This window comes from Lacinutrix himadriensis (assembly GCF_001418105.1).
GTDB lineage: Bacteria > Bacteroidota > Bacteroidia > Flavobacteriales > Flavobacteriaceae > Oceanihabitans > Oceanihabitans himadriense.
The window spans coordinates 87,085-112,986 of the sequence record NZ_LIQI01000027.1 but is presented as its reverse complement, the minus strand read 5'-3'; the positions used below and the strand labels follow the sequence as shown (position 1 = coordinate 112,986).

Here is a 25,902-nt window from a genome sequence, read left to right as displayed (position 1 = left end):
AATATTTTTTCTATTCATTTTCAGTACTTTGTAAAAATAAAAATGCCTGATGTGTTTTATACATCAGGCATTTTCTTATTGGAATTCTAAATTCTCTATCCTTTTAACCAAGCATTACGTAACGCATTTTGTGCTGCTGTAGCATCTGCTTTTGGTTGTAATTTCTTTCCTGTTGTAAAAGACTGTGTAAGTGTTGTATTAATAACAACTTCTTTACCATCTCTTTCTAATACAACATTGATTTCTTTTCCTGGTTGCCATGCATACATACCACCAATAATTTGTTGTGCAGAAGCCATAGTTAATGCAACGCCATCTACAGATTTTACAATATCACCAGCTTGTACACCATTGTCATTCCAGAAGCTATTATTTGCAACTGCAGGAGAAAACGCTATAGTTTGTGTTTCTCTGTTTGGTGCAAAAATAAATTCACCATCATTTTGAATGTAGTTTGTTTTTACTTTGCTTTCTTCAAATGCTAAACCAGCTTTAGCAAAAAATGCATTGTAATCAATTGGCGTTGTACCTTCTACATGTGTTGTTAAAAATTCCCCAACAGATGGATAGGTCATTGCTGTAATTTCTTCAATAATAGTATCATCATTAAAAGGTTTGTTCTTTCCGTATTTAGCAGAAAGTTCTTTCATTAAAGAAAGCATACTTCTGTTTCCGTTACTTTCTTCACGCATTAAAATATCAATACACATACCAATTAAAGCTCCTTTCATATACACATTATAATATTGTGGTGCATAAGGTTCGTCTAATACGTTTTCACTCATTTTCGTAAAACTCATGGTATCGTTCATGTTAGCAGCAGTTTTAATTTTGCTTAACATGGTAGCGTAAAACTCATCTTCTGTCATTAAACCTTCATATACTTGAAAGTGTTGTGCAAAATATTCGGTTACACCTTCATACATCCATAAATGTTTAGAGAAAGTTGGTTGGTCGTAATCAAAGTAATGTACATCATCACTGTGTACACTTAAAGGCGTTACAATATGAAAAAACTCATGTGCAACAACATCTGTCATACTTTTTGCTAAACCTTCTGCTGGAGAACTTTCTGGCATTACTACAACTGTAGAAGTATGATGCTCTAAAGCTCCAAATCCTTTTGGAGAATCTTCTTTTCCTTCACTTAAATAAAGAAAGATATCATAACGAGGTGTTGCATTCACATTCCCTAAATATGCTTTTTGCGCTTGCATCATTTTAAACATTGTTTCTTTAAGAGAAGCTGCAGTATGTACTTGGTTTGGAGAATATACACTTAATACTACTTTAATGTCACCTACTTGAAATTCTTCTACATCTAGATTACCATAAAACATTGGGTTATCTGTAATGTCAAAATAACGAGGAGCAAAATAACTAGTAGTTGTAACACTTCCATCTTTACTTGTTTCTGCTCCAACTTCTTGAATTGCAGAAGAGCGTTTAAAACTTGCTGGTGCAGTTACGTCTAATTTATATTGTGCGTTTTTTAAAGAATCAAAATAACCAACAAAACCGTGTAAGTTTAAAACGTAGTTTGTAGATTCTATATTAGTTCCTGCTGGTGAAAAAGGATTTTCTCCTCCAATTCCTCCAGAGCTTTCTGTATCAAAAGTATCATTAACATAATAGGTAATCTTGTCTAAGTTTGTTGCATTTGCAATAGTCCAAGAATTATCATCTAATTTAGTCGTCGCGATTTCATTTCCTTTGTAATCAAAAGCTTTAAAATCGTCTACATACTTTCCAAAATCACTAACAGAGTACGTTCCTTGTACTACTCTAGGCAATCTATACGTTACTGTTTCTACGGTAAAACGTCCTGGGTTTATTGTTACAGGAACTTTATCATTAACAACCTTAGTTAAATCTAAAGCAGTTTCAATTGCTGTACTTGTTGCTAAATCATTGGATCCCGTTTTAGAAGAAGTTCCACAAGCAACTAACAAGGTACTTAAGCCAATAACGGCTAATACTTTTTTCATAAATTAATAGTTTAATGTTCTCTTTTAGGAGAAATTGGTTTTAGTTTGATTAATTGACGCTCAAAAATACAATGTGTTACAATTTAATTCCTTAACTTTTTGTTAAAATAAGATCTGTTACAAGCAGATACAGTTTCTAAAGTATTTAAAGATAGCGTCTAATATGAAAAACCCTCCAACCAAATTATAAGTCCTTTTAAATGGAAGCAACGTATTACTTTAAATATTTTTAAACTTAAAACACTATTTTCGCTACATGCAAAACCCACTTATAAGTATTATTACCCCTTTTAAAAATACTGAAGTTTTTTTATCCGATTGTTTACAATCCATTATCCAACAAAGCTACACCAATTGGGAACTTATTATTGTAGACGATGGTTCTACAGATGCTAGTTATCCCCTAGTTTCCAATTTTGCGAAAGTAGAGCCTAGAATAAAACTTTTAAAAAATGATGGTGTAGGAATTATAGATGCTTTACAACTAGCTTTTAAAAATAGTACCGGAACCTATATCACTAGAATGGATAGTGATGATATTATGCATCCCGATAAATTGCAAGTTTTACTTACTAGTTTGCTCGAAAACGGAAAACAGCACGTTGCCGTTGGTTTGGTGAAATATTTTAGTGACGAAGGCATTAGCAATGGTTATGCACGATATGAAAGGTGGCTGAATGATTTAACTATTACAGGAAGTAATTATTCTGAAATTTATAAGGAATGTGTAATCCCATCTCCTTGTTGGATGCTACATCGGGATGATTTTATTACGGCGGATGCTTTTAATCCCAACCGTTATCCAGAAGATTACGATTTAACCTTTCGATTTTACAAGCATAATTTTAAATGTATTCCTTGCAATCAAGTATTACATCAATGGCGAGATTATAGCACCAGAACTTCTAGAACGCATGAACATTATGCCCAAAATTATTTTCTAGATATCAAATTGCATTATTTTTTAGCGTTAGATTATGATTCTAAAAGACCAATAACTATTTGGGGAGCAGGAACGAAAGGAAAGAATATTGCCAAAGCTTTAATTGAAAAAGAAATTCCTTTTTATTGGATTTGCGATAATAAGAAGAAAATTGGCAAACATATATATCATCAAGAATTACATAATTTTGATTATTTAAAACAGATTGAGAATCCGCAATGTATTGTTACCGTTGCTAACGCTGAAGCACAGCAAGAAATAACGACTTATTTTGATACACATAAAATGAAACCAATGACCGATTATTTTTTCTTTTGTTAAAACAAAAACAATTGCTTTCAAATTACTAATCATTTTTTATCTTTGACCAATCTAAAATAATATGCAGTTTAAACACCCAGAAATTCTTTACGCATTATTTGCTCTGCTTATTCCTATTATTGTTCATTTATTTCAGCTTCGTAAATTTCAAGTTGAAAAATTTACCAACGTTGCTTTTTTAAAACAAGTCAATTTACAAACTCGTAAAAGTGCGATTATAAAAAAATGGCTAACCTTACTTACAAGGTTACTTTTATTAGCTGCCGCAATCATTGCTTTTGCTCAACCTTACACTTCTAAAACCAATAGCTTAACTACCAAAGCCGAGACCGTTATTTATTTAGATAACAGCTTTAGTTTACAAGCAAAAGGTACACAAGGAGAATTACTTAAAAGAGCCGTTCAAGATATTATTACCGAAGTTCCTGAAGACGAAAACATATCTATAATAACCAACAACCAAACGTTTAAAAACACCACTTTAAAAGCGATTAAAAACGATTTATTGCAATTGGAATATGCGCCAAATCAATTAAGTTCTGATGCAGTTTTATTAAAAAGTAAAACCCTATTTAATAAGAATACGAATAGTATCAAGAACTTGGTTTTTATTTCCGATTTTCAAGAAAAAGAGAAAAGTTTCCAACCTAAAGCAGATTCACTAATACAAATTCACGCCGTTGCTTTACAACCAGTAAACACAAATAATGTTTCTGTAGATAGTGTCTACATTTCAAAAACAACTGCCACAAATATCGATATCAGCGTACGATTAAAAAACACAGGAATTGCTATTGAGAACCTTCCGGTTTCCTTGCTAAACGATGGAAAGCTTATTGCAAAAACAGCAGTTGCTTTAAAAGGCGAAGCGATTACTAGTTTTACTATTCCTGCGAACGAAAGTATAAATGGAGAAATCACTATTGAAGACACACAGCTTCAATTTGATAATAGTTTATTTTTTAACATCAATAAAGCTTCAAAAATTAATGTATTAACCATTGATGATGGAAACGATGCTTTCTTAAAACGAATTTTCACAGAAAGTGAATTTAACTATGCTAGCACAAAACAGAATCAGTTAAATTATAGTGTATTTGAAAAACAGAACCTTATTGTTTTAAACGAATTAAAAGAAATACCAAACGCACTATCCACTGCACTTACTGCTTTTACAGATAATGGCGGATTCTTAATTGTAATTCCTAATGAAGAGATTGGGCTTTCCTCCTACAATAATTTACTGCTACAATCGGGATTAGCCTTTAACGCTAAAACAGCTTCCGAAAAGAAGATAACGACTATTAATTATTCGCATCCTTTATATACCAATGTTTTTGATAAGCGCGTGGCTAATTTTCAATATCCGAAAGTAAATAGCTATTATACCTTCCAAACGGAAAACGCTTCCAAAGTATTACAATTTGAAGATGCTAAATCCTTTTTAGCAAACCACAAAAATGTATTTGTATTTGCTTCCGCGTTAAACACTAAAAATTCCAATTTTATAAACTCCCCTTTAATTGTTCCTACGTTGTATAACATTGCCAAACGTAGTTTACAAATCCCGGATTTATATTACACCATCGGAAAAGAAAACAAATATGATGTTGCTGTAACGCTGCAACAAGATGCTATTTTATCGTTGGTAAAAGAACAAGTGAATACGATTCCGCAGCAGCAATACTTCAATAATAAAGTTTCTATAATTACAAACGAAACACCAAACGAAGCTGGAATTTATTCCATAATTAACAAAACCGAAAGTATAGAAAACGTAAGCTATAACTTAGATAGAACCGAAAGTAATTTGGTATATCAAGATATAAGCAACCTAGAAAATATAAAAACAAGTGAATCAATAACCCAATTATTTAATACTTTAAAAAGCGACTCTAAAATTAACGAGCTATGGAAATGGTTTGTTATTTTTGCACTGCTATTTTTAGTTATTGAAATGGCCATCTTAAAATATTTGAAATGAACGTACTCCTAAAATCTGCTACAATTATAGACTCTAAAAGCGAGTTCCATAATACGGTTCAGGATATTTTAATAGAAAAAGGTGTGATTAGCAAAATCGCTGAAAACATTAAAAACACCAGTAAATACAAAGAAATTAATCTAGAAAACCTACATATTTCACAAGGTTGGTTTGATAGTAGTGTTTGTTTTGGCGAACCAGGTTTTGAAGATAGAGAAACCATAAATAATGGTTTACAAGCAGCCGCACTTTCTGGTTTTACAACCGTTGCTATGAATGCAAATACAGAACCTGTTTTAGACTCCAGTTCTAACATCGCTTTTGTAAATAGTAAATCCCAAAATCACGCAGTAACTTTATTACCAATTGGTGCTTTAACCAAAGACAGCAAAGGAGAGCATCTTGCAGAAATGTTCGATATGAAAAACGCTGGCGCTTGTGCTTTTCAAGATTATAAAAAACCTATTGAAAATGCCAACATGCTTAAAATTGCCTTGCAATATGCTAGCAATTTTAATGGTTTGGTATACTCCTATCCGCAGGATAATTCGATTAGCAGAAATGGCGTAGTAAATGAAAATATTACAAGTACGACTTTAGGCTTAAAAGGAAACCCGAATCTTGCCGAAGCATTGCAAGTTGCTAGAGATTTATTTTTACTAGAATACACGAACGGAAAATTACATATTCCAACGATTTCTACTGCGGAAGCGGTAGACCTTATTCGTGAAGCAAAAAAGAAAAAACTAGACGTAAGTTGCAGTGTTGCTATCCACAATTTATTTTTTACAGACGATGTACTAACTACTTTTGATACCAACTTTAAAGTGCAACCCCCTTTACGAATTCAGAAAGATGTAGATGCTTTAATAGAAGGTGTAAAAGACGGTACGATAGATTTGGTTACCAGTGATCATAATCCGTTAAACATTGAACTTAAAAATATTGAGTTCGATTATGCCGATTATGGAACTATTGGTTTAGAAAGTGCTTTCAGCGCATTAAACACACTATTCTCTGTAAAGAAAACAGTAAGTATTTTAACGAAAGGAAAAGAGAGATTCGGACAAGAAAGCACAACAATTTCGGAAGGGAATAAAATAAACGCAAGTTTGTTTAATCCCAATGGTAAATTTACTTTCGATACCTCCAACATACATTCAAAATCTAAAAATAGTATATTTTTAAACACGCCATTAAAAGGAAGTGTTTATGGTATAATTGCAAACAATAAAATGATTCTTAAATAATGACAGAACAAACTATAGAAGAAGGAAAAAAATTAGCCATTGTAGCTTACATTACTATATTTGGTCCTATTGTAGCTTACTTTTTAAACAACGATAAGAAAAACGATTTCTCTTCTTTTCATATTAGACAAGGACTCGGATTATGGATTATGTTTTTATTACTAGGAAGAGTAATTTCTTCTTTTGATAGCTGGATAATCAGTTCTAGTTTTTATTTATGTTTTGCTGTATTATTTATTTATGGCATTTCTTCTGCCATTTCTGGAAAAATGCAAATAGTACCTTTAGTTGGTGCTTTCTTTCAAAAATTATTCTCAAATATTGGTAAATCTGATTCTAATTAATAATGACAACACAAAACCTTTCCCTACATCATATCATTCGTGAATCTTCTTTAAAAGAAAACGCACCTTTACTAATTCTACTTCATGGTTATGGAAGTGATGAAAACGACTTATTTTCTTTTGCTGCCGAATTACCGGAAGAATTATTTATCATTTCTGTAAGAGCTCCGCAAGCCATGCAACCTTATGGAAATGCATGGTATACTATCAATTTTGATGCAACCGGTGCCAAATGGAGTGATGACGAAGAAGCAAAACAATCGAGAGATCTTATTGCAAAATTTATAGATGAAGCAACTGCTAACTATCCTGTAAATAAAGATAATGTATCCCTATTAGGATTTAGTCAAGGAACCATTTTAAGTTATGGTGTAGCACTAAGCTATCCTGAAAAAATAAAAAATATAATTGCTTTAAGTGGTTATATAAATCCTGCTATTTTACCGGAAGATGTAGAAACTAAAGATTATTCTAGTCTTAATTTTTACTGTTCTCATGGTAGTGAAGATCAAGTTATTCCTGTAGATTGGGCTAGAAAAGCGCCAGTGTTTTTAAAATCTTTAAACATAAAACATGAATACAGCGAATTCCCTGTAGGTCATGGCGTTGCACCACAAAACTTTTATGCGCTAAAAGAATGGTTAACCGATAAAATATAAATACAGAAACTAATAATCTGATTAATAAATAAAAAAAAAGACCACTAAAATTAGTGGTCTTTTTTTTTATAAATATTTTATTTAGTTCGTTGGATATAATAAAGAATCTACAACTTCAAAAGTAAGTGCTCCATTTTCTCCAATAGTATATTTTAAAAATAATTCGCCCCAATATTCCCCATCATTAAAGTTACAAATTAACCATTTGTGATTTAAAACGCGAATGGCATTAATAATCATTTTTCCGTCAGAGGACATTGCAGCATAAGGCACCAAAGGATTATCTCCTTCCTTTAAATTTAACTCATAAAGCGACTCTTCAATAAGAGCAATTAATTGGTCACTTTCATAACCACGTTTTTCAATATAATCTAAAGCTTCATCAGAATAACCTAAACTAAATTCGGCATATTGAAAAGCTTTATCCCCTAGAACAGTAACAGAATCTTTATACTTTTCAATTTTCGTTTTATACCCCTCTAGTTGGGCTGTATCCGCTTCAAATACATTTTTAGAATTTACATATTGAAAAACAACAAGTAATGATGTGAAAATAAATAAGTACATAAAAATTTTACTCTTCATAATGGTAATTAGTTATAGGTTAATGGTTAGTCCATCATAAGCCAAATATACGTTTTCAGGAAGTTTTTGTTGTACTTCTTCATGAAAACCTAGCCAATGACTTATATGTGTTAAATAGGCTTTTTTAGGTTTTACTTTTTCAATAAATGCTAATGCTTCTTCTAAATTAAAATGCGAAATATGTTCTTTTTCGCGTAAAGCATTAATTACCAAAACATCTAAGTTTTTAAGTTTCTCAATCTCTTCGTCTGCAACCGTTTTCATATCTGTTAAATATGCAAAATCTTCCATTCGGAATCCGAAAACTTGTAAATTATTATGCATCCCATTAATTGGAGTAACTTTAAAATCCGCAATAAAAAATGACGTATTTGTTATTATATTTTGCGCTACACTAGGTGCTCCTGGATATTTATTTTCGGTTTCAAAAATATAATCAAACCTTCTTTTAAGGGATTTCAATACTCTTTGATGTGCATAAATAGGAATATCGCCTTGTTTAAAAAAGAAAGGTCGTATATCATCTAATCCTGCGGTATGATCTGCATGTTCATGCGTAAACAAAATAGCATCTAATTTCGTGGCATTTTGGTTCAGCATTTGCGCTCTAAAATCGGGTCCACAATCTATAACATATACGTTATCATTATGCGTAATCATTACAGAAACACGTAGCCTCTTATCTTTTGGATTATCGCTTAAACAAACCGGATGCGTGCTTCCAATAACTGGAATGCCTTGAGAAGTTCCTGTGCCAAGAAAAGTTACTTTCAATTGTATATAGATTTTAAAACAAAAATAAGTTTATTTTTTTGTTTGGTACACTTATTTAATATCTTTGTTATACCAGTTATGCTTACAATCGATAAATGGTAATTTAATAGCAAGAAAACCAAATTTAAAATGGAAATAACCATTAAAGGTGATAAAGAGTTTGATGAAATCCCTTCGTTAAAAACAAAAGCACTTCGAATAAACTTAAACGAAAACATTTACGGAACCTTTGCCGAAATTGGCGCAGGACAAGAAACTGTTCGTCAATTCTTTAGAGCTGGAGGAGCTTCTGGCACCATTGCAAAAGCAATGTCTGCTTATGATAAAGCTTTTAGTGATGCTATTTATGGTATAGAAGAAGATAAACGTTATGTTACAGAAGCACGTTTACGTAAAATGTTAAATCATGAAGTTAGGTTAATGGAAGAGCGATTAACTCGTGATGACCATCCTAATAAATTATTTTTCTCGTACGCAAATACGGTAGCAACTATAGATTTTGCTAAAAAATATAAAGGCCATGGTTGGGTTGGTATTAAATACCAAATAGATCCAGATCAAGATTATAACGAAATAATATTACACCTTCGTTTTAAAGAAAACGATGCGAGACTACAACAAGAAACTTTAGGTATTTTAGGTACAAACCTTATTTATGGTGCTTTTTATAAATATAACGAACCTAAAAAATTATTAAAATATTTATACGATCACTTAGATAAAGACCAATTAGAAATTGATACTATTAATTTCTCTGGCCCTGCTTTTGAAGATGTAGATAATAGATTAATGAGTTTACAACTGGTTAAAAATGGCATGACAGACGCTATTATGTTTGCTCCAGATGGAAACAATGTTTTACCAGCAAGAGTACTTTACAAAAAGAATATTTTAGCACTTCGTGGAAGCTTTAGACCGGTTACAAAGGTAAATATGGATATGTTTCATAAATCTTATGACATGTTTATAAAAGAGAATAAAGTAGATGAAGAAAAGACACAAGTAATTTTTGAAATTACGTTATCTAATCTTCGTGCGGAAGGTGAAATAGACGAGCAAGACTTTATGGATAGAGCAAGATTACTTTGTTCTCTTGGTCAAACCGTTTTAATATCCAACTTCCAAGAATACTACAAACTAGTAGAATACTTCTCACAATACTCAAAAGCTAGAATGGGACTTGCAATGGGAGTGAATAACTTAGTCGATATTTTTGACGAGAAATATTATCGTCATTTAAGTGGAGGAATTCTAGAAGCATTTGGTAAATTATTCTTTAAAGATTTACGTGTGTACTTATATCCTATGGAAAATGGAGATGGTACTTTAACAACAAGTGAAGATTTAAAAGTACATCCTAGAATGAAAGAATTATATAAATTCTTTAAATACAACGGAAAAGTAGTAGATATAGCAGATTATGATCCTAAAATACTTTCTGTATTTTCTCGTACGGTTTTAAAAATGATATCTAACGGAGAATCTGGTTGGGAAGGCATGCTTCCTGAAGGTGTCTCTAAAATTATAAAAGAGAAAAGTTTATTTAGTTGCGAAACAGAAGAAGTTTATAGCGAAGATCAATAGGCTAAATACTTTATAAAATGATAAAAGACCTTACTAAGTAAGGTCTTTTTTTATAGTATAATTTTACACTTTTTTATTCTAAAATCTGTGCGGCGTGATCTTTTGTTTTCACCTTATCAATAACTCTGGCTACTACTCCATTTTCATCCACAATAAAAGTTTTTCTATGAATACCATCATAGGTTTTTCCCATAAATTTCTTTTCTCCCCAAACACCAAAAGCATTAATAACGACTTTATCTTCATCTGCTAATAACGGAAAAGGAAACACATATTTATTTCTAAAATTGGTTTGTCTTTTTTCAGAATCTGCACTTACACCAAGTAACTCGTAGCCTTGCTCTTGTAAAACTTTGTAATTATCACGTAAATTACAAGCTTCTGTTGTACAACCTGGAGTACTCGCTTTTGGGTAAAAGAAAACAATAAGTTTCTTCCCTTTATAATCGCTTAAAGAAATAGCTTCCCCATCTTGATTATTAACTGTAAAATTTGGAACGGTATCTCCTACTATTAATGTCTTCATATTTCTTATTTTTGTTTTTCAAAGATACAACAATGACCAAACAAGAAAAAGTAGATTTTGTTATAACAACGTTAAACACTCTATATCCAGAAATACCAATTCCGTTAGACCATAAAGATCCATATACGTTGCTAATTGCTGTTTTACTTTCTGCCCAATGTACAGATGTAAGAGTAAATAAAATTACCCCTTTACTCTTTGCAAAAGCAGATAACCCTTATGATATGATAAAACTTTCTGTGGAAGAAATTAAGGAAATCATACGGCCTTGCGGATTGTCGCCAATGAAGAGTAAAGGCATCTATGGTTTATCAAAGATTTTAATTGAAAAGCATAATGGTATTGTTCCTCAAAGTTTTGAAGATTTAGAAGAACTACCAGCTGTTGGTCATAAAACGGCAGGTGTCGTTTTAAGTCAAGCATTCGGAATTCCTGCTTTTCCTGTAGATACGCATATACACCGATTAATGTATCGATGGAATTTAACCAATGGAAAAAACGTTACGCAAACCGAAAAAGATGCAAAGCGATTGTTTCCTAAAGAAATTTGGAATGATTTACACTTACAAATTATTTGGTATGGTAGAGAATATTCTCCAGCAAGAGGATGGGATTTAGAAAAGGATATTATTACTAAAACTATTGGTAGAAGTACTGTTTTAAAAGCGTATTACGCGAATAGCAAATAAGAATATTATCGTTTTATAAAATTATTAATAGTACTTGATCCACTCTTTAGTTAAAGAAAGGTGGATTTTCCTAAAAAGAAAATTCGGAGCGTTTGCCCCAAAATGCGAAGCTATTTTTAAAGAATTCATGGCATACTAATTGTTGCTATTTCTAAAATATATTTATGAAAATCACAGCATTATTTATTATTGTTATATTCGTTTTTACTTCCTGTATACCAACCAAAATAGCACCAAAAATTGAGACCTATAAACTAATGGTAGCTAAAAAATTCAAAAAAGGATTGCCAAAACAAAACGCTTTTATTTTTGAAGACCCAAAAGATGCAAATCATTTTTATACCTATATCAATAATAAATTTAAAAGAGACTACATAGATGTAGAAAGCAATGTACCAATACTAATAGATGGAGAAACCTATTATTTATCTTTTTATGAAACAGAAAGAGAAACAAAAACAATAAATTTAGTTCCTATTTTAGTAGATGCAAAACGGGAACAAAATGGAAATAATCCAATTTTAGAAAGTGCACATACAAGTAGATCAAAAGGAAACTACTATTTAGTATTAACCGTTTTTGATGAAAATTTAAAAAACTGTTTATCTGAAGATTACAAAAATAAAGATTTAATAAGCAAACATCTAGAAAAGATTAGAATAGATTATTTAAACACGTATAATTATGAAGAATTATTATTTACAAAAAAAAACCAACTCTAAAAGTAAATAATAGCATTGTCGTTTAAAAAAATATGATTAGAACTTGCACCTCTCTTTAGTCAAGAGGAGTTGGATTTTCCTAAATGGAAAATTTGGAGCGTATGCCCTAAAGTGTGAAGCTATTTTTAAGGTTATATTTTGTTTCTATTCCTAATTAAAAAATAGAATTAATTCTAAGAGATTCCTGCTTACGTAGGAATAAAAAAAAGTCCTGATTAAAAATCAGGACTTTTATTATTTAGTTTAGAAGTGTTTCAAACTTCAAGTTATTGTAGTGTAAGACACTTAAAGATTTAGAATAACTAAGAAGAAAATCTATTGTTTCTTGTTTAGGATTCTGATTAACTTGTTCCTTTTTAGGATGTTTAGAGTAAAGTTTTGCCATTTAAAATGTGTTTGTTATACTCTAAAAACGAAACATACTTTATATTATTGTTAATTAGTCAAAATAATATTATGCTTATCAATAATTTTTCGCATGTTAATTAAAGCATATCGCATTCTACCCAAAGCAGTGTTTATGCTTACACCTGTTTTTTCCGAAATTTCTTTAAAGCTCATATCGTTATACATACGCATTACCAAAACCTCTTTTTGATCTTCTGGTAACTCATCCATAACACGTCTAACGTCACGTTCTACCTGTTCTTTAATGATTGTTTTTTCGGCATCTAATGCAGTATCACTCAATACAGAAAAGATACTAAATTCCCCTGTATTACTAAATTTAGGCATTCGGTTACTTTTTCTAAAATGATCAATAACTAAGTTGTGAGAGATACGCATAACCCAAGGTAAAAACTTACCCTCTTCATTATAAGAACCTTTTTTTAATGTTCGTATAACCTTAATAAAAGTATCTTGAAAAATATCTTCCGCGATATCTTTATCATATACTTTAGAGTATATAAAACTATAAATTCTCTGTTTGTGTCTAGTAATTAAAATTCCTAGAGCGCTTTCATCTCCTTTAATGTAGTTACTAACAAGAGTAGCGTCGGTTGTAAGTTCTTTTTGCATAATGATTACTTTTTTGCACAGAAGAAAGCCTTCTAATACTTGGGGTTAAAATTTAAAAAGTAATGTTATGCTATAAGCTAGTATTTTGTTATTTATGTTAGTATGAGTCAAATATAACAAGAATCATTCCTAAAAAACAAAAAATAAATACTTTTTTTAACATTTTATTACACAATAATCTATTTTTTAAGCTGAACTAGTTGTAGTATCTTTGCACAATTATTCCTTTAAAAGCTTATGTACACTAATATTTCTGAAGTAAATCCGAAACAAAATATCATTATAAAAGGTGCAAAATTGCATAACCTTAAAAATATTGATGTCGTAATCCCAAGAAATAAATTAGTCGTAATTACCGGTTTGTCAGGTTCTGGAAAGTCTAGTTTGGCTTTTGATACCTTATATGCCGAAGGTCAAAGACGTTATGTAGAAAGCTTATCTAGTTATGCTCGTCAGTTTTTAGGTCGATTAAACAAACCAAAAGTAGATTATATAAAAGGTATTGCTCCTGCTATTGCTATCGAGCAAAAAGTAAATTCTACCAATCCGCGTTCTACCGTTGGTACTAGTACAGAAATCTACGATTACCTTAAACTTTTATTTGCTAGAATTGGAAAAACCTATTCTCCAAAATCTGGACAAGAAGTAAAAAAAGATACGGTTGCAGATGTTATTAAATATGTAAAATCTTTTGCCGAAGGAGAAAAACTCTTGCTCCTCGCTCCTATTCATTTAGAAGAAGGAAGAGAGTTACAAGACAAACTGAAAGTTTTAAATCAGCAAGGATACGCAAGAATTAAAGTCAAAGATCAAATAATTAGATTAGACGAAACTCAAGATATTAAAGAAGATGTAAAAGATATTTTTCTTGTTGTAGACCGAATTATCACTAAAGACGATGAAGATTTTTATAACCGATTAGCAGATGCTTCACAAACTGCTTTTTTTGAAGGTAAAGGAGAATGTTTCCTAGAAACGTTAAGCGACAATAAACAACGTCAATTTAGTAATAAGTTTGAATTGGATGGTATTACCTTTTTAGAACCTAATGTACATTTATTCAGTTTTAACAATCCCTATGGTGCTTGTCCTAAATGCGAAGGTTATGGTGATGTTATTGGTATCGATGACGATTTAGTGATTCCAAACACAGCACTTTCGGTGTATGAAAACGCTATTTTCCCTTGGCGTGGAGAAAGTATGAGTTGGTATAAAGACCAATTAGTGAATAATTCGCATCATTATAATTTCCCTATTCATAAACCTTATTTTGAGTTAAGCGCAGAACAAAAGCAACTAATTTGGACTGGTAACCAATACTTTGAAGGTTTAAATAATTTCTTTGCCGAACTAGAAAGCAAAGCATATAAAATTCAAAACCGAGTAATGCTTTCGCGTTACCGCGGAAAAACAAAATGTAAAGTTTGTAATGGTAAACGTTTGCGTATCGAAGCTAATTATATTAAAATTGGTGGCGCAACGATAACAGATTTAGTAGAAATGCCATTAAATAAATTGGCTATTTTCTTTAAGGAATTAGCGTTAAATGATAATGATACAACTATTGCAAAACGACTTTTAAAAGAAATAAACAACAGACTTTCCTTTTTATCTAATGTAGGTTTAGATTATCTAACTTTAAACCGAAAATCGAATTCGCTTTCTGGTGGAGAAAGTCAGCGTATTAACCTTGCAACCTCTTTAGGGAGTAGCTTGGTTGGTTCTATGTATATATTAGACGAACCAAGTATTGGTCTACATCCTAAAGATACAGAGCGTTTAATTGTAGTATTAAAAGCACTTCGTGACTTAGGAAACACCGTAATTGTAGTAGAACATGATGAAGACATCATGATGGAAGCAGATGAAATTATAGATATCGGACCAGAAGCTGGTACTTTTGGTGGAAACGTAGTGGCTACAGGTACATTTAAAGATATTTTAGCCTCTAATTCCTTAACAGCTCAATATTTAAATGAAACATTAAAAATTGAAGTTCCTAAAAAACGTAGAACTTCCAAATATGCTGTGGAAGTAATTGGCGCTAGAGAAAACAATCTTAAAAATGTAGATGTCACTTTTCCGCTTAACATGCTTACCGTAGTTACAGGAGTTTCTGGAAGTGGAAAAAGTACACTAGTAAAAAAGATTCTTTTTCCTGCAATACAAAAGCACCTTATTGGTTTTGGAGATAAACCAGGTCAGTTTTCCGAATTAAAAGGAAACTACACCAACGTAAAACATATTGAGTTTATAGATCAAAACCCAATTGGTCGTTCTTCACGTTCTAATCCGGTGACTTATGTAAAGGCTTATGATGATATTCGTGCTTTATATGCGAGTCAGAAATTAAGTAAAATACGAAACTATGCTGCTAAGCATTTTAGTTTTAATGTAGATGGCGGACGCTGCGAAACTTGTAAAGGAGAAGGTGAAGTTACTATTGAAATGCAATTCATGGCAGATGTGCATTTAGAATGTGAAACTTGTAAAGGAAAGCGTTTTAAAAAGGAAGTATTAGAAGTTACTTTTGGGAATAAAAGTATCGATGATATTTTAAATCTTACCATAGACGATGCTATCTCGTTTTTTACAGCACACGAACAGAAAAAGATACAAACCAAATTGCAACCATTGCAAGATGTTGGTTTAGGCTATGTTACTTTAGGTCAGAGTTCTTCTACCCTTTCTGGTGGAGAAGCACAACGTATTAAGCTTGCAACCTTTTTAGGAAAAGGTTCCCGACAAGAAAATGCTTTATTCATTTTTGATGAACCTACTACTGGTTTACACTTTCATGATATTCAAAAATTACTAAAATCCTTTTATGCTTTAATTGAAAAAGGCCATTCTATTATTGTTGTAGAGCACAATTTAGAATTGATTAAATGTGCAGATCATATTATTGACTTAGGTCCTGAAGGAGGAGAAACTGGAGGTAAACTAGTTGCATTTGGAACACCTGAAGAAGTTGTAAAAGTAAAAGCCTCTATTACCGGAAAGTATTTAAAGGAGAAACTTTAAAACGCAAACTTCGTCATTCTGAACGCGTTTTAAAATCTATTCCTACGAAATAAGATGCCGAAATACATTTAGCATGAAAAGCACTTCCTGCATTTATACTATAGCAGATCTAATAAGACATAACCGCAAACCCAAATACAATAAGTCCAGCAATAAATGCTATAGGGAAAAATAGTAAGGTTACTAAATTTGCCTTAAAAAAGCTTTTAAACCAACCTTGCTTGTAAAATCGTTTTATGGCTAAAAACAAATATATAAAGGTAGAAAACACAATTAATGTATCTATACCATCTGGAATTTCTACAATAAAATTAATTCCGAGAATTAAACTAAATACGGTGAATAGGAATGTAAAATAGTAAAAACTAAACACTAAATGATGTGCATAACGGCCCGTTTTTCTAAAAAATAATTTTAAGATTAAAGCAAATATTGGTAGGATAAAAAACATAGCAATAGGAATCGTATCAAAAAAGGTTTGGAATATTCCACCTGCTTTTCTTGATTTATACATTTTTAAGCCTTGTGAATAAATTCGTTTTTGAAAAGCTCCAGCGTTGTCTTCAAGACCAAATTCTTTATAAATAGTTTTATCTGTAGCGCCTACTCGAATTAAGGAATCTATTTTATCTTCACTAGATTCAAAAGAAAAATTTATAGGATTCGGATTTACATTAGTAACAATAGAATCTATTACCTTTTCATCCATACCAGTTAAAAACTTGTTTGCTTCTAATGCTTCTCGAATTTCTGCTCTAGCAATAGAATCTTCTTGGATCTTTTTTGAAAGTTTAACTACGTTAAGAGAGTCTTTAAAACGATCTCCTGTAATAGTGTCTATTAATTTTTCCCTATTAAATGCTTTTCCTAATTCTGTATCTAATTTATTACTCCAATTACTTACTCTAAAAGAATTTAAAAAGAAAAACACAATAGCAATAAACAAATACATTTGTGCAGGATGCAAATACAGTAAACGTTTCCCTTCAATAAATTTTTCAGCTAAATAACCAGGTTTAAATAACAACGGAAGAAAACTCTTAAAAAAACGAGCATCAAAAGAAAAGTAATTACTAATGGTATTATAAAACAAAACACCAATGGTTAATTCATCTTTATCCTTTTGTCCACAATGCGGACAAAATTCATAAGCTTCATCAAAAGGTTTTTCGCAATTCTTACAATCTTTTAACTGTACAGACATGGTATTTGGTTGGTTTGTATAAAAATAGAAAAAAGAAACCAATAAAATAACACACTTAATAACCTGTAAGTTAGAGGTGTACATTTTTGGCACGACAATTGAAACTTACAAAACAAATAGCGTACGCCGAAAAGCTAAATGAGTAGGCATAATCTAATACCTGAATACTATGAAAAAATTAGTACTATTATTTACAGGATTGTTAATGACATTAACATCTGTAACAGCAGCAGAAAAAATTACTGCAACACAAAAACAAGGTGAAGATTTAAATATTTCACGCTACAGTTTTGCACAACCAATTCAGTTTGTAGAACGTGGAGTGGAGTTCTTAATCTTTCCTGACGGAAGTTTTGATTTTAATACAAATCTAGACTACACAAATGGAGATTCTTATTATAGAACAACAAATTCACGTACTAGAACTCCTATAACAAGCACACGCACAAGAAGTGTAAATCGTACTTTTGGAGCACCTGGAACTAGAGTTACCTATACTAATTCAAGCATACCAAATGGTGGTGTTATTGTAACACACGACAGCCATGGAAAAGTTAGAAGAATTGGAAATGTATTTGTTAACTATAACAGAGAAGGACAAGTAAAACGTTTAGGTTCTGTATATATTAACTATAACAGATACGGCATGTTAGATCAAGTTGGTGGTTTACATATACGTTATGATAGAAATGGATATGTTATAGGTATGACTGGTCATGTTAACTATAGCAACCAAGGTTGTGGGGTTTGCGGAATGACCTCTTGTTCTATAAATCATTTTGATAACCATAATGATTGGGATAATGATCACAACGACTATAACAACGATGATTTTTACTACTACAAAAAAAATGGTAAAACCGTTAAGCAGAAAAAACTAAAAAAAGCAAAGCGTTAGAAATACTCTATAAAAATATAACAAGAACCTCACGAGACAGTTACCCAAAGCGACTTCGTGAGGTTTTTTAGTTACACCAAAATAAATAAACGTACCTTTGCAACTTATAAAAAAATGGCATATATAATTTGTCATTTAACAATTACTATATGTCATTTAAATCTTTAGGCTTATCAGAAGCCTTATTGAAAGCAATCCAGAAAAAAGGATATACTACTCCAAGTCCAATTCAGCAAAAAGCAATACCTCCAATTTTATTAGGAGCAGATGTTTTAGCCTCGGCACAAACAGGAACAGGAAAAACCGCAGGTTTCACCTTACCACTATTACATTTACTTTCCGAAAACCCGAAAGAAAAATACAGACCAATTCGCGCTTTAATATTAACGCCAACTCGTGAATTAGCTGCACAAGTGTATGCTAACGTTAAAGAATACAGTGAATTTACAAATATTAGATCTGCCGTTATTTTTGGTGGTGTAAACCAAAAACCACAAGCAGCAACCATTCGTCAAGGTGTAGATGTTTTAGTCGCAACTCCTGGTCGTTTATTAGATTTAGAAAGCCAAGGCTTATTATCTTTAAAGCGTGTAGAAATATTTGTTTTAGACGAAGCAGATAGAATGTTGGACATGGGATTCTTAAGAGATATCGAACGTGTTATGAAGTTAATGCCTGCTAAAAGGCAGAATTTAATGTTTTCGGCTACCTTTAGTAAAGACATTAAAAAACTTGCAAATGGTATCTTAAACCAACCCGTTCAAGTAGAAGCTACACCAGAAAACACAACCGTAGATGCTATTAAACAAAAAGTATATCGTGTTGCTAAAGCTAAAAAAACAGCTTTATTATTACAACTAATTATTGATGGTCAATGGGATCAAGTTTTAGTATTTACACGTACCAAACATGGTGCTAATAATTTAACTAAAAAATTAATAGGAGCAAATATTCCTGCTGCTGCCATTCATGGAAATAAAAGTCAAGGAGCAAGAACCAAAGCATTAGCTGGTTTTAAAAGTGGAAAAGTAAATGTACTTGTTGCTACAGATATTGCTGCAAGAGGATTAGATATTCCGTTACTTCCACATGTTGTAAATTACGAGATACCTAATATCTCTGAAGATTACGTGCACAGAATTGGTAGAACAGGTCGTGCTGGAGCAAAAGGAGAAGCTTTATCTTTAGTTTGTACGGAAGAACTAGGTTATTTAAATGATATTCAAAAGTTAGTAGGAATGAAAATTCCTTCGGAAACTTTAGAAGGTTTTGAACCAGATCCTAACGAACCAAAAGAACCAGCAAAACAAGGACAAGGAAGAGGAAGAAATTCTGGAGGAGGAAATTCGAATTCTAGAAGTAAAGGAAAAGCTTCCTCTAACAAATCTAGCAATAATTCCAACAGAAATAAAAGCGGTAACTCTAGACGTAGCCGTTAAACAAAAGCATATAAAGTGACGGAAGCTTTAAAGGATAAAATAATTAAAGTCTGTAACCAAAAAATACAGCAAAAAGGAGATAATGTAGGATTGTCTTTTTATGCATTCTTTGCAAATAAAAATGACAATCCAGAATTATTAATGGAAGCTGCTACTTGGTGGATAATGACACATAAGTTAGATCATTTTGAAAAAGCAGTTAAGATTAAAGCTTTAGTGGAATAGTTACTTTTTGTTTCGTAACGCTTTCAAAGAAAAAAAACTATGAATAAAACAAGAATTATAGGATTAGTGCTATTAGTTATCGGAATTATAATTCAGTTCACTTTAGAAAACGATGCTACTGATTTCATTTCTGGAGTGTTAATTGGTATCGGAATTGGATTAGTGATTACAGGAAAAGTTAGCAAACCAGCCTTATAACCGAATTCATTATGAGTACACAACCCAACAACCCTTTACATGGTGTTAAACTAGAGCAAATCATAAATGAATTGGTTGCGCATTATGGTTGGGAATATTTAGGGTATACCATAAAAATTAGATGTTTTACGGATGATCCTTCGGTAAAATCTAGTTTAAAGTTTTTAAGACGTACGCCTTGGGCTAGAACCAAAGTGGAGAATTTGTATTTAAAAATGTTATCTAAAAAGAGAAGCTAAAGTTTACTTGTAATAGATTTCTCGACTACGCTCGAAATGACAGACTCGTCTTTACTATATAAGTCTTAAATATTAAGTTGAAACTCTGTGTCATTCCGACTGCAATGGAGGAATCTTTTGTGAGATTTATTATTATTATTATTATTGAGATTTCTCGACAGGCTCGAAATGACAATACTAATTTATAAAAACGCTACTTATCTGCATTTGCAAACACATCATTTTTAGCCAAACGCAATTTCTTAACTTCCATTTTTTTAAGCATCCACTCCGGATAATTAGAAGCATCTTCTGCTTCAAAAATTCGTAGTTCTTGTGTGTTGTCTTCTTTTAATAAATCGTCTTGCATGCAACCTAAAATAGTCGCTGCTGTTTGTACTCCAGAATAACCAGCTCCTGTTACGCCGTGTGCTGCAATAGATGCACCACACATATATAGGTTTTCAATTTCGGTTTTTGGCTTATAAGAGAAAGGTCCAATATGGCGTAAGCTTTTTTCAGTTCCATAAACACTTCCTTCGGTGGAATTTATATAAAACTCATTGGTCATCGGTGTTCCTAAATCTTTATGTACAATTTTTGCTGAAATACCTGGAATTACTTTTTCTAAAGTCACTAAAAACTTTTCCATAATTTGTTCCTTAAAAGCTAAATATTCTGGGGAACGTTCTACATCTTCATTTTTAAATTTTTCGAAAGCATCATAATGAATATACGTTATCGCTTCCAGCGTATGGTAACGACCATCAAAACTTATAGGATCTTTTAACGAAGTACAGCTGATAAACATTCCGGAAAACTCTTCCCCTTCTAGAATATCTTTTTTCTGCATATCGGCATAAGAATCGTCCATATCTTGGTTTGGTATTCTCCAAATATTCCCTGAATCTAAACCTGCTTTTTTCACATCCATATCGACCGTTAAAAACAGCATTAATGAAGTACAAGAGTAAGTGGTCTTGTTTAATTTCTTTAAAATATTTTTGCTTAAATGTTCTTCACCAATAAGGTCAAAATAGGTAATTGCAGGATCGGCATTCGATATAATTCTATCTGAAAAAATCTTTTCACCAGAAGCTAACTCTACTCCTATAGCCTTTTTATCTTTTTCACCTTCTACTAAAATACGTTTTACAGACGTGCTTGTTTGTATTTTTCCGTCATGGCTTTTTATTTTATTGGTCATTGCTTTTACCAAAGCTCCTCCTCCACCCATTGGGTAAAATCCGCCTTCGGCATAATGACACATAATAGCAGCGTGCATAATAAAACTCGCTTTTCCTGGAGGTAATCCATGATTACCAAACTGAATATTTAAAATATTTTGAAGTAAAGGATCTTTCACATGCCAATTGATGACACGTTTTAATGTAAAAGGAGAATATTTCCCCATGTGTTTGGTACGAAACGGAATAGTTAACTGTTGCCACAAGCCTTTTACTTTAGGAATAAGCTGTAGTTGCCTACCAACATTTCGGACTAACTTTAAGTATTTTGTGATTCCTTTTTTTTCGTGTGGAAAACGGGCAATTAAATCTTGTTCAAATTCATCCCAATTTGCGGAATAGTTAAATCGCTCTTCACCAATCCAACAATGATCAAATCCCTTCGGATTCATTCTATAAAAGCCAATATCATTAGCAATACCTAAACCGGAATATAATTGATTGGAAGATTCTCCAGGACTCATTAAACCTACATAATGTACTCCAGGAGTAAAACGATAACCGTTTAAATAAAAACTATGACACCAACCACCAGGAACATCATGTTGTTCTAGGACTAAAACTTTTTGTCCTGCTCGAGCCAAACATATAGCAGAAGTTAAGCCTCCAACTCCGGAGCCTATAATAATAGTATCGTAATTATTTTTATTTACTTTTTCTGAGGAAGCGTCATTATTCATGCGTTACAAGATAATTCTAATTTTTAGAATTCTTATAACATAATTCCTTTTATTAATAATTCTGCCGTAGCAGGATTGGTTGCTAACGGAACATCATGTACATCACATAAACGCATTAGCATAAGTACATCTGGTTCATGTGGATGTTTTTCTAGCGGATCTCTAAAAAACAAAACCATATCACATTTTCCTTCTGCGACTCTAGCAGCAATTTGAGCATCTCCACCAAGTGGTCCTGAAAGTAATCTAGTGACTTCAAAACCTGCTTTTTTTACTTTTTTCCCTGTAGTACCAGTAGAAATTAAGGAAATTTGTTTTTGAAGCAAAACATCTTTATGTTCGTTTAAAAACTGAACCATTTCTGCTTTTTTTCCATCATGTGCTATGATTGCAATTTCCATTAACTTAAATTATTTACATGAAATTTTAATAAACCTTCAATAGGTCTTCTTTCAAAATTACCAACCGTAAAACCTAATTCCTTAGCTACTTCTTTTATTTCCTCTTGAGAGAAAAAAGCAATAGATCCTGCAAAATGCACAGGTACATTTGGTAATACATCTGTAAACTGAAAGATCATATTTCTTGTAAATAATCGAATTCCTGATTTAATTAAATCTGCAATATATTTAGATTCTTTATTTAAGAACATAAACTCAGCAAATGCAGCTAAATATGCATTAGGATTGGGTTGTTTGTACAAGTTATATTTTATGTAATCGGACTCTACATTGTACTTACTAGCGAAGGCTACTTTTAAATCTTCTGGCATGTGATTAAAATAATAATCGCGCAATAATTGCTTACCATAGTAGTTACCAGAAGCATCATCCATAAGTGTATACCCTAAAGAATTAACACGTTGATGTAATTGTTGTCCGTCAAAATAGCTGCAATTAGATCCTGTCCCTAAAATACAAACTACAGCAGCTTCATCTTTATGATTTAAAGTAGCGCGAACAGCAGCCATGGTATCTTCTTCCACTTCGACAACTGCATTTTTAAAAACAGATTCTAGGACACCTTTGAGTAACATTTTGGGTTTTTGAGTACCACAACCTGCTCCATAAAAAAAGATATTAGTGACTTCTTTCTTATGTTGCATAAGTACATCACTACTTTTTATTGTTTTTTTAAGTTTCTTTTCTGGAAGAATGGCAGGATTTAATCCTTTGGTTCTTACTTTTTCAAAACATTGGTTTCCTTTATCGTCTACTGCAATCCAATCGCATTTTGTAGAACCGCTATCTACTATTAATATCATAAGCTAAAAGTAAAAAAAAAGCTGCTCATAATCTATGAGCAGCTGTAGAATTTTTTATTAATTATAGTGAATTAACGTGTAATGCTAAATCTACTAATTTGTTAGAGTAACCAAACTCGTTATCATACCAAGAAATTAATTTGAAGAATCCTGGGTTTAATTCGATAGAAGCTTCCGAATCAAAAATACTTGTTCTGTCATCGCTTACAAAATCTTGAGATACTACCATTTCATCGGTATATCCTAAAACACCATTCATTTCTCCTTCCGAAGCTTTTTTCATAGCTGCTTTAATTTCAGCTAAAGAAGTGTTCTTTTTTGTTTTCACTGTTAAATCTACCACAGATACATCTACAGTTGGCACTCTAAAAGCCATCCCTGTAATTTTTCCGTCTAATTCTGGAATTACTTTTCCTACTGCTTTTGCTGCTCCTGTAGAAGTTGGAATGATATTATTCATTGCAGAACGACCTAATCTATAGTTTTTTCTAGATGGTGCATCTACAGTAAATTGTGTTGAAGTAGCTGCGTGAATGGTTGTCATTAAAGCTTCTTCAATACCAAAGTTATCTTCAATTACTTTAGCAATTGGTGCTAAACAGTTAGTAGTACAAGATGCGTTAGATACAATTTTATCTGAAGCTGTTACATCTTTATGATTTACTCCCATTACAAACATTGGAGCATCTTTACTTGGTGCAGAAATAACAACTTTTTTAGCACCTGCTTGAATATGGTAATCTGCAGTTTCCAAAGTTGTAAAAATACCTGTACACTCTGCAACTACATCTACTCCTGCAGCATCCCATTTTAAATTTTTAGGATCTCTTTCTGCAGTAATACGAATTGTTTTTCCGTCTACAACAAGGTTTCCGTCTTTTACTTCAATAGTACCATCAAATTTTCCATGAACGGAATCGTACTCTAATAAGTAAGCTAAATGATCTACATCTAGTAAATCGTTAATTGCTACTACTTCTACATTTGCTCTTTTTACTGTTGCACGAAAAACGATTCTTCCTATTCTTCCAAATCCGTTAATTCCTAATTTTAATGTTGACATAATTTATTTAATGATATTATGTGGTCTTTTAACAGACACACGTTTAAATGATATTTAATTTTATATTGACATGATGTCTGAAACTCTAAGAAGTTCCATGTTAATTTTTGATTTTCCTTTTACTGCTTGATCAAATGGCGTAACATCTATTATATCGTTTTTAAGTCCGACCATGAAATTACTATGTCCCTCTAATAAGCTTTCTACTGCTTTTACTCCCATTCTACTTGCTAGAACTCTATCGAAACAAGAAGGTGCTCCACCACGTTGCATGTGCCCTAAAACGGAAACTCGTACTTCGTATTCGGTCATGTTTTCTTCGACATAATCCTTCAGTTCGAAAACGCTTTTTCCTATTTTATCCCCTTCAGCAACAACGACAATACTAGAAGATTTTCCAGATTTTTTACTTCGTCTTAAAGACTCTAAAAGTCTATCTAAACCTAAGTCTTCTTCCGGAATTAAAATTTCTTCCGCTCCAGCTCCAACACCTACATTTAAAGCAATATGACCAACATCGCGACCCATTACTTCTACAAAGAATAAACGGTTGTGCGAACTAGCAGTATCTCTAATTTTATCAATTACTTCTACAACAGTATTTAATGCGGTATCATAACCTAAAGTATGTGTAGTACCAAAAATATCATTATCGATAGTTCCTGGAATACCCATTACAGGGAAATTATATTCTTGATTAAAGATCATTGCTCCTGTAAAACTACCATCTCCACCAATAACAACAAATGCATCTATACCAGCTTTTACTAATTGCTCATGTGCTTTTGCTCTACCTTCTTTGGTTCTAAATTCTTTAGATCGTGCAGATTTTAAAATAGTACCTCCTTTATTAATAATACCTTTTACACTACGTGCATTCATTTTAATAAAATCGCCTTCTATCATGCCTTCATATCCTCTATAAATACCAAAGCATTCTATATTATGATATGCGCATGCTCGAACTACAGAACGGATAGCAGCATTCATTCCTGGAGAATCTCCTCCGGAAGTCATAACACCAATTTTTTTTATGGTTTTTGCCATTATTTT

General features: G+C 32.0%; 26 protein-coding genes. 14 read left to right on the top strand and 12 right to left on the bottom strand.

Features of this window, described 5'->3' with window-relative positions; translation table 11 throughout:
- Positions 1-95 precede the first annotated feature (95 nt).
- A complete protein-coding gene (locus AMD28_RS13670) occupies positions 96-1,988 on the bottom strand; it encodes a M61 family metallopeptidase (RefSeq protein ID WP_055444704.1) in 1,893 nt (630 codons plus the stop codon).
- A gap of 256 nt (positions 1,989-2,244) precedes the next feature.
- Between AMD28_RS13670 and AMD28_RS13665 the strand changes: the two genes are divergently transcribed.
- The 5 genes from AMD28_RS13665 (at position 2,245) to AMD28_RS13645 (ending at position 7,489) form a co-directional block, all read left to right on the top strand.
- Positions 2,245-3,252, top strand: coding sequence for a glycosyltransferase family 2 protein (locus tag AMD28_RS13665; protein WP_055444703.1), 1,008 nt, complete (start codon positions 2,245-2,247; stop codon positions 3,250-3,252).
- A 61-nt stretch (positions 3,253-3,313) separates the two neighbouring features.
- Positions 3,314-5,236, top strand: coding sequence for a BatA domain-containing protein (locus tag AMD28_RS13660; RefSeq protein WP_055444702.1), 1,923 nt, complete (start codon positions 3,314-3,316; stop codon positions 5,234-5,236).
- Positions 5,233-6,486 (top strand): dihydroorotase, encoded by a 1,254-nt coding sequence (locus AMD28_RS13655; RefSeq protein WP_055444701.1) that lies wholly within the window; start codon positions 5,233-5,235, stop codon positions 6,484-6,486. The genes AMD28_RS13660 and AMD28_RS13655 overlap by 4 nt, the downstream gene beginning before the upstream one ends.
- Complete coding sequence (locus AMD28_RS13650) at positions 6,486-6,830, top strand: hypothetical protein (RefSeq protein ID WP_055444700.1); 345 nt, start codon at positions 6,486-6,488, stop codon at positions 6,828-6,830. Before AMD28_RS13655 ends, AMD28_RS13650 begins: the two co-directional genes overlap by 1 nt.
- A gap of 2 nt (positions 6,831-6,832) precedes the next feature.
- Positions 6,833-7,489, top strand: a complete 657-nt coding sequence (locus tag AMD28_RS13645; RefSeq protein ID WP_055444699.1) for an alpha/beta hydrolase — start codon at positions 6,833-6,835, stop codon at positions 7,487-7,489.
- Positions 7,490-7,570: 81 nt separating this feature from the next.
- Here the strand turns inward: AMD28_RS13645 and AMD28_RS13640 are convergent, their stop codons facing one another.
- Together AMD28_RS13640 and AMD28_RS13635 are read right to left on the bottom strand one after the other, a co-directional pair.
- Positions 7,571-8,074 (bottom strand): hydrolase, encoded by a 504-nt coding sequence (locus AMD28_RS13640; protein ID WP_241492516.1) that lies wholly within the window; start codon positions 8,072-8,074, stop codon positions 7,571-7,573.
- 12 nt (positions 8,075-8,086) lie between these two features.
- Positions 8,087-8,848, bottom strand: coding sequence for an MBL fold metallo-hydrolase (locus AMD28_RS13635; RefSeq protein WP_055444698.1), 762 nt, complete (start codon positions 8,846-8,848; stop codon positions 8,087-8,089).
- Positions 8,849-8,977: 129 nt separating this feature from the next.
- On the opposite strand from AMD28_RS13635, the gene AMD28_RS13630 reads away from it, so the two are divergent.
- Complete coding sequence (locus AMD28_RS13630) at positions 8,978-10,432, top strand: hypothetical protein (protein ID WP_055444697.1); 1,455 nt, start codon at positions 8,978-8,980, stop codon at positions 10,430-10,432.
- Between the two features lie 73 nt (positions 10,433-10,505).
- Here the strand turns inward: AMD28_RS13630 and bcp are convergent, their stop codons facing one another.
- On the bottom strand, positions 10,506-10,958 hold the full coding sequence (gene bcp, locus AMD28_RS13625) for a thioredoxin-dependent thiol peroxidase (protein WP_055444696.1): 453 nt from the start codon (positions 10,956-10,958) through the stop codon (positions 10,506-10,508).
- A gap of 32 nt (positions 10,959-10,990) precedes the next feature.
- On the opposite strand from bcp, the gene AMD28_RS13620 reads away from it, so the two are divergent.
- Together AMD28_RS13620 and AMD28_RS13615 are read left to right on the top strand one after the other, a co-directional pair.
- The gene (locus AMD28_RS13620) at positions 10,991-11,647 is read left to right on the top strand and encodes an endonuclease III domain-containing protein (RefSeq protein WP_055444695.1); all 657 of its coding nucleotides are present in this window, start codon (positions 10,991-10,993) and stop codon (positions 11,645-11,647) included.
- Between the two features lie 164 nt (positions 11,648-11,811).
- Positions 11,812-12,369, top strand: a complete 558-nt coding sequence (locus AMD28_RS13615; RefSeq protein WP_055444694.1) for a hypothetical protein — start codon at positions 11,812-11,814, stop codon at positions 12,367-12,369.
- A 238-nt stretch (positions 12,370-12,607) separates the two neighbouring features.
- On the opposite strand, the gene AMD28_RS18725 is transcribed toward AMD28_RS13615, so the two are convergent.
- Both AMD28_RS18725 and AMD28_RS13610 read right to left on the bottom strand, forming a co-directional pair.
- Complete coding sequence (locus tag AMD28_RS18725) at positions 12,608-12,754, bottom strand: hypothetical protein (RefSeq protein WP_162838506.1); 147 nt, start codon at positions 12,752-12,754, stop codon at positions 12,608-12,610.
- Positions 12,755-12,804: 50 nt separating this feature from the next.
- Positions 12,805-13,389, bottom strand: coding sequence for an RNA polymerase sigma factor (locus tag AMD28_RS13610; RefSeq protein ID WP_055444693.1), 585 nt, complete (start codon positions 13,387-13,389; stop codon positions 12,805-12,807).
- Positions 13,390-13,626: 237 nt separating this feature from the next.
- Between AMD28_RS13610 and uvrA the strand changes: the two genes are divergently transcribed.
- Positions 13,627-16,413: an excinuclease ABC subunit UvrA gene (gene uvrA / locus AMD28_RS13605; protein ID WP_055444692.1), complete on the top strand. Its 2,787-nt coding sequence runs from the start codon at positions 13,627-13,629 to the stop codon at positions 16,411-16,413.
- A 109-nt stretch (positions 16,414-16,522) separates the two neighbouring features.
- Here the strand turns inward: uvrA and AMD28_RS13600 are convergent, their stop codons facing one another.
- Positions 16,523-17,617 carry a DUF3667 domain-containing protein gene (locus AMD28_RS13600; protein WP_055445042.1) on the bottom strand — a complete coding sequence of 365 codons (1,095 nt, stop codon included), beginning with the start codon at positions 17,615-17,617 and terminating at the stop codon, positions 16,523-16,525.
- 169 nt (positions 17,618-17,786) lie between these two features.
- Here AMD28_RS13600 and AMD28_RS13595 point away from each other — a divergent pair, with 169 nt between their 5' ends.
- From AMD28_RS13595 to AMD28_RS13580, 5 genes are all read left to right on the top strand, one after another.
- Positions 17,787-18,515 (top strand): hypothetical protein, encoded by a 729-nt coding sequence (locus AMD28_RS13595; RefSeq protein ID WP_152975615.1) that lies wholly within the window; start codon positions 17,787-17,789, stop codon positions 18,513-18,515.
- Positions 18,516-18,664: 149 nt separating this feature from the next.
- On the top strand, positions 18,665-19,954 hold the full coding sequence (locus tag AMD28_RS13590) for a DEAD/DEAH box helicase (protein WP_055444690.1): 1,290 nt from the start codon (positions 18,665-18,667) through the stop codon (positions 19,952-19,954).
- A gap of 15 nt (positions 19,955-19,969) precedes the next feature.
- Positions 19,970-20,179, top strand: a complete 210-nt coding sequence (locus AMD28_RS13585; RefSeq protein WP_055444689.1) for a DUF6500 family protein — start codon at positions 19,970-19,972, stop codon at positions 20,177-20,179.
- A gap of 39 nt (positions 20,180-20,218) precedes the next feature.
- Positions 20,219-20,377, top strand: coding sequence for a hypothetical protein (locus AMD28_RS18635; RefSeq protein ID WP_161804640.1), 159 nt, complete (start codon positions 20,219-20,221; stop codon positions 20,375-20,377).
- 11 nt (positions 20,378-20,388) lie between these two features.
- Positions 20,389-20,616, top strand: coding sequence for a VF530 family protein (locus tag AMD28_RS13580; protein ID WP_055444688.1), 228 nt, complete (start codon positions 20,389-20,391; stop codon positions 20,614-20,616).
- Positions 20,617-20,809: 193 nt separating this feature from the next.
- On the opposite strand, the gene AMD28_RS13575 is transcribed toward AMD28_RS13580, so the two are convergent.
- The 5 genes from AMD28_RS13575 to pfkA all read right to left on the bottom strand — a co-directional run bounded on the left by AMD28_RS13575 (position 20,810) and on the right by pfkA (position 25,896).
- Positions 20,810-22,522 carry a phytoene desaturase family protein gene (locus tag AMD28_RS13575; protein WP_055444687.1) on the bottom strand — a complete coding sequence of 571 codons (1,713 nt, stop codon included), beginning with the start codon at positions 22,520-22,522 and terminating at the stop codon, positions 20,810-20,812.
- Positions 22,523-22,554: 32 nt separating this feature from the next.
- Entirely contained in the window at positions 22,555-22,923 is a 369-nt protein-coding gene (locus AMD28_RS13570; RefSeq protein WP_055444686.1) for a methylglyoxal synthase, read from the bottom strand.
- Positions 22,923-23,786: an N-acetylglucosamine kinase gene (locus AMD28_RS13565; RefSeq protein ID WP_055444685.1), complete on the bottom strand. Its 864-nt coding sequence runs from the start codon at positions 23,784-23,786 to the stop codon at positions 22,923-22,925. The genes AMD28_RS13570 and AMD28_RS13565 overlap by 1 nt, the downstream gene beginning before the upstream one ends.
- 61 nt (positions 23,787-23,847) lie before the next feature.
- Positions 23,848-24,849 (bottom strand): type I glyceraldehyde-3-phosphate dehydrogenase, encoded by a 1,002-nt coding sequence (gene gap / locus AMD28_RS13560; protein WP_055444684.1) that lies wholly within the window; start codon positions 24,847-24,849, stop codon positions 23,848-23,850.
- Positions 24,850-24,909: 60 nt separating this feature from the next.
- The gene (gene pfkA / locus AMD28_RS13555; protein ID WP_055445041.1) at positions 24,910-25,896 is read right to left on the bottom strand and encodes a 6-phosphofructokinase; all 987 of its coding nucleotides are present in this window, start codon (positions 25,894-25,896) and stop codon (positions 24,910-24,912) included.
- Positions 25,897-25,902: the final 6 nt, after the last annotated feature.

Bases quoted from the DNA above. Each gene is read 5' to 3' on its own strand.
- uvrA (WP_055444692.1), top strand. From the start codon at position 13,627: ATGTACACTAATATTTCTGAAGTAAATCCGAAACAAAATATCATTATA.
- AMD28_RS13600 (WP_055445042.1), bottom strand. From the start codon at position 17,617: ATGTCTGTACAGTTAAAAGATTGTAAGAATTGCGAAAAACCTTTTGAT.
- AMD28_RS13620 (WP_055444695.1), top strand. From the start codon at position 10,991: ATGACCAAACAAGAAAAAGTAGATTTTGTTATAACAACGTTAAACACT.
- pfkA (WP_055445041.1), bottom strand. From the start codon at position 25,896: ATGGCAAAAACCATAAAAAAAATTGGTGTTATGACTTCCGGAGGAGAT.
- AMD28_RS13640 (WP_241492516.1), bottom strand. From the start codon at position 8,074: ATGAAGAGTAAAATTTTTATGTACTTATTTATTTTCACATCATTACTT.
- gap (WP_055444684.1), bottom strand. From the start codon at position 24,849: ATGTCAACATTAAAATTAGGAATTAACGGATTTGGAAGAATAGGAAGA.
- AMD28_RS13630 (WP_055444697.1), top strand. From the start codon at position 8,978: ATGGAAATAACCATTAAAGGTGATAAAGAGTTTGATGAAATCCCTTCG.
- AMD28_RS13590 (WP_055444690.1), top strand. From the start codon at position 18,665: ATGTCATTTAAATCTTTAGGCTTATCAGAAGCCTTATTGAAAGCAATC.
- AMD28_RS13660 (WP_055444702.1), top strand. From the start codon at position 3,314: ATGCAGTTTAAACACCCAGAAATTCTTTACGCATTATTTGCTCTGCTT.
- AMD28_RS13615 (WP_055444694.1), top strand. From the start codon at position 11,812: ATGAAAATCACAGCATTATTTATTATTGTTATATTCGTTTTTACTTCC.
- AMD28_RS13650 (WP_055444700.1), top strand. From the start codon at position 6,486: ATGACAGAACAAACTATAGAAGAAGGAAAAAAATTAGCCATTGTAGCT.
- AMD28_RS13670 (WP_055444704.1), bottom strand. From the start codon at position 1,988: ATGAAAAAAGTATTAGCCGTTATTGGCTTAAGTACCTTGTTAGTTGCT.
- AMD28_RS18725 (WP_162838506.1), bottom strand. From the start codon at position 12,754: ATGGCAAAACTTTACTCTAAACATCCTAAAAAGGAACAAGTTAATCAG.
- AMD28_RS13610 (WP_055444693.1), bottom strand. From the start codon at position 13,389: ATGCAAAAAGAACTTACAACCGACGCTACTCTTGTTAGTAACTACATT.
- AMD28_RS13575 (WP_055444687.1), bottom strand. From the start codon at position 22,522: ATGAATAATGACGCTTCCTCAGAAAAAGTAAATAAAAATAATTACGAT.
- AMD28_RS13580 (WP_055444688.1), top strand. From the start codon at position 20,389: ATGAGTACACAACCCAACAACCCTTTACATGGTGTTAAACTAGAGCAA.
- bcp (WP_055444696.1), bottom strand. From the start codon at position 10,958: ATGAAGACATTAATAGTAGGAGATACCGTTCCAAATTTTACAGTTAAT.
- AMD28_RS13565 (WP_055444685.1), bottom strand. From the start codon at position 23,786: ATGATATTAATAGTAGATAGCGGTTCTACAAAATGCGATTGGATTGCA.
- AMD28_RS13665 (WP_055444703.1), top strand. From the start codon at position 2,245: ATGCAAAACCCACTTATAAGTATTATTACCCCTTTTAAAAATACTGAA.
- AMD28_RS13595 (WP_152975615.1), top strand. From the start codon at position 17,787: ATGAAAAAATTAGTACTATTATTTACAGGATTGTTAATGACATTAACA.
- AMD28_RS13655 (WP_055444701.1), top strand. From the start codon at position 5,233: ATGAACGTACTCCTAAAATCTGCTACAATTATAGACTCTAAAAGCGAG.
- AMD28_RS18635 (WP_161804640.1), top strand. From the start codon at position 20,219: ATGAATAAAACAAGAATTATAGGATTAGTGCTATTAGTTATCGGAATT.
- AMD28_RS13645 (WP_055444699.1), top strand. From the start codon at position 6,833: ATGACAACACAAAACCTTTCCCTACATCATATCATTCGTGAATCTTCT.
- AMD28_RS13570 (WP_055444686.1), bottom strand. From the start codon at position 22,923: ATGGAAATTGCAATCATAGCACATGATGGAAAAAAAGCAGAAATGGTT.